The sequence below is a fragment of the Pantoea sp. 22096 genome (assembly GCF_052045955.1).
Classification (GTDB): Bacteria; Pseudomonadota; Gammaproteobacteria; order Enterobacterales; family Enterobacteriaceae; genus Pantoea; species Pantoea alfalfae.
Window position 1 is genome coordinate 315,820 of record NZ_JBQEPW010000004.1, and the last position, 7,168, is coordinate 322,987.

Sequence of the window (7,168 nt, forward strand, 5' to 3'; positions counted from 1 at the left end):
TTTTTCATTCTGGCACAAGCCTCTCTGGCGACAAAGTAACCTCTTCTGCGACAGGTTCCAGCCATGGCCATACAGGTCTGACCAGAAAACCAGCATTTGCAAACGGTGTGATTAAAACGAAAATGATTTCCACAATGCAAAAGGAGAGACAACGATGGCAACGCCCGTTCCCGTTAAACGCGGTAAGAAACCCCGCGGCACCCCTGTCGCCGCACCTGCGGGCGGTCAGGTTCAATCGCTGACGCGCGGCCTGACATTGCTGGAGCTGATTGCTGACTCACATGGCAGCGTGGCGCTGACCGAGCTGGCACAGCAGGCGGGCCTGCCCAACTCCACCACGCATCGCCTGCTCAGCACCATGCAACAGCAGGGTTTTGTCCGTCAGGTGGGCGATCTCGGACTGTGGACAATCGGCGCGCATGCCTTTGTGGTCGGCAGCAGTTTCCTGCAAAGCCGGAATCTGCTGGCGCTGGTCCACCCGGTGCTGCGGAGCCTGATGGAGCAGTCCGGTGAAACGGTAAATCTGGCGGTGCTGGATCTCAGTGACCACCAGGCGGTGATCATTGATCAGGTACAGTGCACCCAGCTGATGCGGATGTCCGCGCCGATAGGCGGCAAGCTGCCGATGCATGCGTCAGGCGCAGGCAAAGCGTTTCTGGCGCATCTGGGTGATGAACAGGTTACCACCCTGCTGCATCAGAAAGGATTGCATTACTACACGCCAAAGACCCTGATGTCGCCGCAGAGCCTGAAAGAGAATCTGGCGCAGGTACGCAAAGCGGGCTTTTCGCTGGATGATGAAGAGCATGCACTTGGACTGCGCTGTGTCGCCGCGCCCATCTACGATGAACATGGCGAGGCGTTTGCCGCGCTCTCGATTTCCGGCCCTATCGCTCGCATGACAGACGATCGGATTACGGAATTAGGTGCGCTAGTCATCCGCGAAGCGCGTCAGGTTACGCTGGCGTACAGCGGCCGTTAATAGCCTCTGACGCGTAGCAGACGCTGAAACGCTGCGTCTGCCGCCAGGCGATGACCTCTTCAACATGGCCATGAGCGAGGCGCTGCTGCTGCGCGCGCCACCAGCGGGCGTCGAATATCTCCGGATGCAGTTGTAGCAGTAAGGCGCCAGTCGCGGCTTCACTGCATAACGCATAGCGGAAGGTTTCCGGGAAGACATCATCCGGTCCGACGCTGTACCACGGCTCAGCGCTAAGTTCATCTTCCTCATAGCGCGCCGCGGGCACCTCGCGGAAATTCAGCGCCTGCATCGGGCGGATCTCATCGTAATCGTAGAAAATCACCCGGCCATGACGGGTTATGCCGAAGTTTTTAAACAGCATGTCGCCAGGAAATATGTTGGCGGCTGCCAGCTGTTTAATCGCGTGGCCATACTCTTCAATGGCGTGTCGTCGCTCAGCGTCGCTGGCCTGCGCCAGGTAGAGGTTAAGCGGCTGCATACGACGCTCCAGCCACAGGTGACGAATGATCAGGCGATCACCTTCGATATGCAGCTTTTCTGCCACGCAGGCGTGGAGTTCCGTCAGCAGCGCCGGTGAGATACGCGACAGTGGCAGCACAAACTGCTCGAACGCCTGCGTATCCGCCATCCGACCCACGCGATCGTGCTCTTTGACCTGCTGATAACAGGCGCGGACCTGCGCTTCCGTCACCTCTTTTTGCGGCGCGAATTGATCCTTTATCACCTTGAACACCCAGTCAAAGCCCGGCAGCGTGAAGACCAGCATCACCATGCCCCGCACGCCAGGCGCGATCTCAAAGGCCGTCTCACTCTCTGCCAGCGCCTGAAGATATTCGCGATAGCTTTCGGTTTTACCGTGCTTCTGGCAGCCAATCGCCATATAGCGTTCCGCCAGCGTTTTGCCGGGCAGAATCGGTTGCAGCCAGGCCACCAGCGCCGCAGGCACCGGGGCATACACCATGAAATAGGCACGGGCAAAACCAAAGACAATGCTGGCGTCATTCACATCGGTCAGGCAGGTGTCGATCCACAGCTCGCCACTTTCAGTGCGCTGTATCGGCAGCAGACAGGGAAAAATGCCCTCCGGCAGATGCAGGCGCGCCACCAGCCAGGCGGTTTTGTTGCGATAGAAGAGTTCACTGTTGACCTCCAGCCAGCCCTGATCCAGCCGGGGGAAATACGACTGCAGGTGGCGGACAATCCAGCCGACATCGCGCGCGCGGTGCTGCCACGGCAGCGTCAGCGGTAAATCTCCCAGCACCTGATCCACTAATGCCCGCCAGCCCCGCTCCGGCTGATAATGGCGCGACAACGGCCTCAAAGGTGTGATTGGTGCGGTCTGGGACTGGGAGCTGAAGATAAATAGCCGATCCGGTTGCAGGTCAGTATGTCCATGCAACCGGCAGTAAACCGAGTTAAAGAAGCTTTCAGCGATCTCATGCCGTGGATAGCCAGGCAGCAGGCTTTGATAGTGATCCTTGACCCGCAGCCAGAAAATCTCATCCCAGCTGGCCGCGCCATTCAGCACCCGCAGCTGATCGGCCACCAGGCTGACGTGATGATCATAGAGATGAATGCGGGCCTTCATGGCATGCTGCACTGCCTGCCAATCCGCCTGCTCGAACCGCTGCTGCGCCCCGGCCGTAATATCCAGAAAGCGGCCATACTGCGCATCAAAACCCTGCAGGATAGTGTGGGCGATCAGAGATTCGCGTGGCGGCATAGTCAGCTCCGGTCAATGACCGCCCACGTGGTGCGGGCGGGGAATCCGTCATAGAAGAAGCGTCAGAACTGATGCTCTTCGGTCGAACCGGTAAGCGCGGTGACTGAAGACTTACCGCCCTGAATGATGTTGGTCACCTGATCGAAATAGCCGGTGCCCACTTCCTGCTGATGTGACGAGAAGCTGTAACCGCGATCGCGGGCAGCGAACTCAGGCTGCTGCACTTTTTCCACGTAGTGACGCATGCCTTCGCCCTGGGCGTAGGCATGCGCCAGATCGAACATGTTGAACCACATGCTGTGGATGCCCGCCAGCGTGATGAACTGGAAGCGATAGCCCATGTCGCTGAGCGCCTGCTGGAACGTCGCGATGGTGCGATCGTCGAGGTTCTTCTTCCAGTTGAACGACGGTGAGCAGTTGTAAGCCAGCAGTTTGCCCGGGAAGCGCGCATGAATGGCGTCGGCAAAGCGCTGTGCCATCGCCAGATCCGGCGTCGAGGTTTCGCACCACAGGATGTCAGCATAAGGTGCATAGGCCAGCCCGCGGCTGATCGCCTGTTCAATGCCAGCGTGGGTGCGGAAAAAGCCTTCTGCCGTCCGGTCACCAGGGATAAAGGGACGATCGTATTCATCGCAGTCTGAGGTAATCAGGTCAGCGGCGTCGGCGTCAGTGCGGGCCAGCAACACGGTGGGTACGCCCATTACATCCGCAGCCAGCCGTGCCGCCACCAGTTTCTGAATCGCTTCCTGAGTCGGTACCAGCACTTTACCGCCCATGTGACCGCATTTTTTTACCGCCGCCAGCTGATCTTCGAAGTGGACCGCAGCCGCGCCCGCCTGAATCATCGCCTTCATCAGCTCATACGCATTGAGTACGCCGCCAAAACCGGCTTCCGCATCGGCAACAATCGGCAGGAAGAAATCGGTGTACCGGCTGTCATCCTTTTCGATGCCACTGGACCACTGAATCTGATCGGCACGCTGAAAGGTCTGATTAATGCGGGTCACCACTTCCGGCACCGAGTTCACCGGGTAGAGAGACTGATCGGGATACATCTGCCCTGCCACGTTGGCATCCGCAGCCACCTGCCAGCCAGAAAGGTAAATTGCTTCAATGCCCGCTTTGGCCTGCTGCAGTGCCTGCCCGCCGCTGAGCGCACCCAGACTGTTGATGTACCCTTTCTTCGCCTCCCCGTTCAGCAGCGCCCATAACTTTTCCGCACCGCGCTCTGCCAGCGTACAGGCGGGAAGAACAGAACCGCGCAGATTGACAACCTCTGCTGCGCTGTAAGGGCGGGTAATGCCCTGCCAGCGTGCGGTCTGCCAGAGTTGTTCCAGTTGATCTATCTGTTGAGTACGTGTCATGGCAATAGCTCCTCTGTTCAGGGGATCAGGCGGTAGCCTGGCAGGGTAAGAAAGGAAACCAGCTCGCGTTCGGTAGTGATCTGCGCCATCAACTGTGCCGCGTCGTCATAGCGACCGGCACTAAAACGGGCTTCGCCCAGCGCGTTTTGCAGCAGATGCAGCTCTTCATTCAGCCAGCGCAGAAACAGTTCGGCCGTGACCTGCTGGCCACTGCTCAGCATTTGCTGGTGACGAATCCATTGCCAGATTGAGGTGCGTGCGATCTCAGCAGTCGCGGCATCCTCCATCAGTCCGTCAATTGGCACACAGCCGTTGCCGCTAATCCACGCTTCAAGATATTGCAGTGCGACGCGGATATTGGCGCGCATTCCGGCTTCAGTGCGCTCGCCCTGGCAGGGCGCCAGTAACTGCTCCGCCGTGATGGGGGCATCTTCTTCGCGCAGAATATGCAGCTGATTCGGCCGGTCACCCAGCGCAGCATTGAAGACCGCCATGGCGGTATCTGCCAGGCCCGGATGCGCAATCCAGGTGCCGTCATGCCCGTTGTCCGCCTCCCGCTCTTTATCTTCCGTTACGCGCTGCAGCACCCAGGCATTGCGCGTCGGATCTTTAGCGGGGATCAGCGCAGACATCCCGCCCATCGCAAAAGCGCCCCGGCGATGACAGGTTTTAATCAGCAGGCGCGAGTAAGCATCCAGAAACGGCTGAGACATGGTGACAGACTGGCGATCCGGCAGTACGCGATCCGCATGTTGTTTCAGGGTTTTGATGTAGCTGAAGATGTAGTCCCAGCGGCCACAGTTGAGGCCCACAATGTGATCGCGCAGATTCCACAGGATCTCATCCATCTGAAACACGGCGGGTAAGGTTTCGATCAGCACTGTCGTTTTGATCGTGCCGCGCGGCAGATCGAACTGATCCTCGCTGAAGCTAAAGATCTCACGCCACCATGCGATCTCCTGCCAGCTCTCAGTCTTAGGCAGATAGAAGTAAGGTCCGCTGCCCTTAGCCAGTAAAGGACGGACGTTGTGGAAGAAATAGAGCGCGAAATCAAACAGCCCACCCGGAATCGCCTCGCCCTGCCAGCTGACATGTTTTTCTGACAGATGCAGGCCGCGAACCCGACACATCAGCACCGCTGGATTAGCGCCGAGCTGATAAATTTTGCCAGTGTCGCTGGTGTAACTCAGCGTACCCAGCACTGCTTCGCGCAGAGTAAGCTGCCCGTCAATCAGCTTTGACCACTCCGGTGACAGCGAATCCTCAAAGTCGGCCATAAAAACCTTTACGTTTGAATTCAGGGCATTAATCACCATTTTTCGCTCGGGTGGACCGGTGATCTCAACCCGACGATCTTTTAAATCTGCCGGAATGGGTTGAATACGCCACGCGCTGGCTCTTATGGAAGCGGTTTCCATATCGAAGTCTGGAAGATAGCCCTCGTCATATCGACGCTGACGTTGCTGGCGAGCCGACAACAGCACGTCGCGTTGTGGTGCAAAGCGTGCAATCAGCCCCTCTAAGAAAGAGACGGCCTCGGGCGTTAACAGCTGCTGTTCGGCATGATTAAAGGGCTGGCTGAAAGAGAGGGTATGGCTGATCACTGAGTCTGTCATGCTGGCTTTCTCCTGTATTCAAAGGATCGAATGCAGCGGATCCACACGGTGTTCGTTTTGTGAGCGACAGGATCAGAGCATAATCATTTATTTTTATAAATCAAAAGCTATTTCCATTTTTAAATAAGAATCAACTTATCCCTATGTTTTATCAGAAATAAAATTTTCATCCATTAAAGGAATCGCTTTCATTTAACGTTATGAAGGCGAAAAAAAACCGTGTTGCCATCGGCTAACACGGTTCCGTTGATCTTCAGACGGGACTATTCCAGCGTTGGGTTCATGTGACGCAGATCGAACGGCGTGATCTGGTAAACGTAGTAGTTGAGCCAGTTCGAGAACAGCAGATTGCCGTGACTGCGCCAGGTGGCGCGGGGTGGCAATACCGGATTATCCTGCGGGAAATAGTTATAAGGGACTTCCGGATTCACCCCCGCTTCATAATCGCGATGATACTCACCAGACAATGTCAGGGCATCATATTCCGGGTGACCGGTAACAAACACCAGACGTTTGTCTTTACTCGCCATCAGATAGGCACCGGTTTGTTCCGATTCAGCAAACAGCTCAAGATCGGTGTAATCCGTAATCAAATGAGTGGGAAAATCAGCATAGCGTGAGTGCGGTGCGAGGAAATTATCATCAAAACCACGGGTCAGTAACGCATGGGGATGCAGTATCTGATGCTCATAGACGCCAGACAGTTTGTTATGCCGGGTTTGCTTGGGGATGCCATACAGAATGTTAAGCGCGGCCTGAACCGCCCAACAGACAAACAGGGTTGAGGTGACATGCTCATTTGCCCAGTGCAGAACGCGCTGAATCTGTGGCCAGTAAGCGACATCATTAAAATCAACCAGCCCGAGTGGTGCACCTGTCACGATTAAGCCATCGTAGTTATCATGCTGGATATCTTCAAAATTGCAGTAGAAGTTGTTGAGGTGTTCAGTGGGCGTATTGCGTGACTCGCGGCTGTCGATGCGCAGCAGCTGAATATCGATCTGTAAGGGCGAGTTGGAAAGCAGACGCAGAAACTGATTCTCCGTTTCGATCTTTTTCGGCATCAGATTCAGTATGAGCACTTTAAGCGGGCGGATCTCCTGAACACTGGCGCGCGACGATGTCATCACAAAGACATTTTCGTCACGCAAAAAATTCACTGCCGGTAATTCGTCGGGAACCCTGATTGGCATAACCTGCTCACCTCTCGCAACCATATAAACGTTTAGACATCTGGATGCCCAACATTATAGTGATCAGCAGAGATTGTCGAGGTTTGATGCAGAAAATGAAAATGTTTCAGCTTAACGTGGCAAACAACAGACGTAAAAAAGCCCCGCACTGCGTGCGGGGCTTTTTCACTTATTTGATGCCTGGCAGTTCCCTACTCTCGCATGGGGAGGCCCCACACTACCATCGGCGCTACGGCGTTTCACTTCTGAGTTCGGCATGGGGTCAGGTGGGACCACCGCGCTAAAGCCGC

5 protein-coding genes and 1 rRNA gene are annotated in these 7,168 nt (G+C 56.0%); 1 reads left to right on the forward strand and 5 read right to left on the reverse strand.

The annotated features are described in order from the left end of the window. Positions 1-154: 154 nt before the first annotated feature. On the forward strand, positions 155-982 hold the full coding sequence (gene iclR, locus ACTJKZ_RS16100; RefSeq protein WP_440829836.1) for a glyoxylate bypass operon transcriptional repressor IclR: 828 nt from the start codon (positions 155-157) through the stop codon (positions 980-982). Here iclR and aceK read toward each other — a convergent pair. The 5 genes from aceK to rrf form a co-directional block, all read right to left on the reverse strand. Beyond that, positions 957-2,705, reverse strand: coding sequence for a bifunctional isocitrate dehydrogenase kinase/phosphatase (aceK, locus tag ACTJKZ_RS16105; RefSeq protein ID WP_222924731.1), 1,749 nt, complete (start codon positions 2,703-2,705; stop codon positions 957-959). The two genes, iclR and aceK, sit on opposite strands and share 26 nt — an antisense overlap. Before the next feature lie 62 nt (positions 2,706-2,767). Next, positions 2,768-4,069 carry an isocitrate lyase gene (gene aceA, locus ACTJKZ_RS16110; RefSeq protein ID WP_440829837.1) on the reverse strand — a complete coding sequence of 434 codons (1,302 nt, stop codon included), beginning with the start codon at positions 4,067-4,069 and terminating at the stop codon, positions 2,768-2,770. Between the two features lie 17 nt (positions 4,070-4,086). Next, positions 4,087-5,685 (reverse strand): malate synthase A, encoded by a 1,599-nt coding sequence (aceB, locus tag ACTJKZ_RS16115; RefSeq protein WP_161733475.1) that lies wholly within the window; start codon positions 5,683-5,685, stop codon positions 4,087-4,089. 263 nt (positions 5,686-5,948) lie between these two features. After that, entirely contained in the window at positions 5,949-6,878 is a 930-nt protein-coding gene (gene metA / locus ACTJKZ_RS16120) for a homoserine O-acetyltransferase MetA (RefSeq protein ID WP_010252696.1), read from the reverse strand. 178 nt (positions 6,879-7,056) lie between these two features. Further along, positions 7,057-7,168, reverse strand: a 5S ribosomal RNA gene (rrf, locus tag ACTJKZ_RS16125); the annotation flags it as partial.

What these genes read in the sequence shown, in the direction of transcription:
- aceK (WP_222924731.1), bottom strand. Translation starts at nt 2,705, where the DNA reads ATGCCGCCACGCGAATCTCTGATCGCCCACACTATCCTGCAGGGTTTT.
- aceB (WP_161733475.1), bottom strand. Translation starts at nt 5,685, where the DNA reads ATGACAGACTCAGTGATCAGCCATACCCTCTCTTTCAGCCAGCCCTTT.
- aceA (WP_440829837.1), bottom strand. Translation starts at nt 4,069, where the DNA reads ATGACACGTACTCAACAGATAGATCAACTGGAACAACTCTGGCAGACC.
- metA (WP_010252696.1), bottom strand. Translation starts at nt 6,878, where the DNA reads ATGCCAATCAGGGTTCCCGACGAATTACCGGCAGTGAATTTTTTGCGT.
- iclR (WP_440829836.1), top strand. Translation starts at nt 155, where the DNA reads ATGGCAACGCCCGTTCCCGTTAAACGCGGTAAGAAACCCCGCGGCACC.